At 34.3% G+C, this 2,032-nt stretch carries 2 protein-coding genes; both read right to left on the reverse strand.

Translation table 11 applies throughout. The features are described 5' to 3' along the window. Positions 1 to 186 precede the first annotated feature (186 nt). Positions 187 to 399: a hypothetical protein gene (locus tag F6K22_RS39540; protein ID WP_293110498.1), complete on the reverse strand. Its 213-nt coding sequence runs from the start codon at positions 397 to 399 to the stop codon at positions 187 to 189. Positions 400 to 523: 124 nt separating this feature from the next. Continuing rightward, complete coding sequence (locus tag F6K22_RS39545) at positions 524 to 1,219, reverse strand: hypothetical protein (RefSeq protein ID WP_293110499.1); 696 nt, start codon at positions 1,217 to 1,219, stop codon at positions 524 to 526. Positions 1,220 to 2,032: the final 813 nt, after the last annotated feature.

Here is a 2,032-nt window from a genome sequence, read left to right on the forward strand (position 1 = left end):
GCGCGATACGATAACTAATTACCCGGATTCTATATCAGCTATCAGCTCAAGTCAAAACTAAATGATGTAGCGATCGCCCTTCATCTCAGTTAAATATGAAGGCGATCGTTTATACCACCGCTAATTTACACTTCAGTCATTGTTACAGTCTTTCTAGAATTTTTACTTTTTACTTTTGACTTTGAATTATGAATTTACCACGAGTTTTTCACCTAATTCTTCTTCCTCATCTTCACCCCAGTTTTCCAGCCAATCTCCATCAACATTTTCGACATATAAGTTGACATGATTAATTCCCCAAGCTAGTCGGTCTTCTTGTAACTGTTGGGCTGCTTGGAAAGCTTGCCAAACTTTTTCTAAACGTTCTTTATTTGACAGAGTTGTGCTAGTTGTTACCATATATACTGCCTACTGTTAAAATGTATAGTTTTATTCACAAATCAAGATTTAAGGACTTAGGCAGAAACCCGGTTTCTTGGTTGAGGTGCATAAGTCCTAGATTTCATAGGAATCGATCGAATTCCTATCTAAAACAAAATTTAATGTATTTAGCCTCCTTTAAATGTTTGCTATTATGCAGAACAAGATTTACTAATTTAATAACAGAACGATCCTGACCGGGATTATAACTAACAAAAATACCCCGTCTAATTTGCCATTGCTTTAATGTATCTTTCCATTCTTTATACTTATCGTGACAAAGTTCACCGGACATAGTAGTGAGTTGAACACAGAGAGGCTTACCCGTGCTGCTACTCACAATTACATCTGTTGCCATAGACAAATCTGCAATATAACGATGTACAACACAACCATCACGACTTTTAATCTGACGAGCGACAGATTCTATTAGTTCAGCATCTTCTTGATTAAACTCTCCCGATCTTAACTTTTGTTTCCATATATAAAATTTATGATCATTTTCATTAAACCATTTTGGAAAAAGATTTTCATACCAGTATATAACTGGAGATGGAAGGTGCTGCAAAAATATTTGCCTTTCTTCATTTGTTAAAGATTGTAATTTTAACCAAAATTCTCCATCCTTAATTAATTCTAACAAAAATCCTACTAAGACTCCTTTCTGAGTCAGTAAGCCTGGTCTAATATCCTTAATCCAGCGCCTGACTTCATCTAACCTCTGGGCTAACGCAGGTTCGGTTGACCAGGCAAGACGGCTAAGTTGTTTTAGCTTAGGCTCGATTTCTCTTGCTTGCAATCATCCTCCTAGCATAAGACCCATCTTAATGAATCTTGAAAAACGTTTTATATCATAACTTATATTGTAGCGTTCGATGGTCAGTATTAGGGATTCATAACTAGGGAATTATAACTAATCAAAATATTGCCAAGGAGCAAGAATAATACATTCTCATCTATTGACTAATTTCCTTTTAAGTGGTATGTAATATTCGAGGTAAACACGATAGGATTAGCCCTACAAATCTTAAGAAACCTTAAAAAATAAAGATTCTTATGTTCATCATAAAAAAATCAGTAAGTCTGTTTGAACGGCTGGATGGAAACGACGCTACGGGTTTTAACCCGTAGTCAAATTGACATTCCTAAAGGCTTCGCTGTAATATGTATGATAAGCGCGAAAATTAATTATGTATCTAACCCAAAAGAACAAAATTAGAAACTTGTCTAGCCAGGAATTTAAAGCTTTAAGACAATTGTGTAGATTGACCAAAAATATGTACAATGTAGGGCAATATTGCTGTGCGACAGTTTTATTTTTCTGAGGAGTAAATACAGAAAGGGAAAACTTATCTAAAGTTCATCAAAATTACTCATAAATATAGGTATAAAACTATCTAGGAGTAACTTTTTTCAGTTGTCTATCTATTGAGTCTCTATCAGCTACAATTAAGGTATGAAGCTAGTTGAACGTCATGTAATCACGAAAAACCATCCTTTTTGGTCTGAAATTGACCACAAGGCTTTTTTGTCTAAAAATCTGTTTAATTTAGCTAACTACTATTATCGTCAATATTTCTTTACTACTCAAAAGAAATTCAATTTTACTGAA

Source organism: Okeania sp. SIO2F4 (assembly GCF_010672385.1).
Lineage (GTDB): Bacteria > Cyanobacteriota > Cyanobacteriia > Cyanobacteriales > Microcoleaceae > Trichodesmium.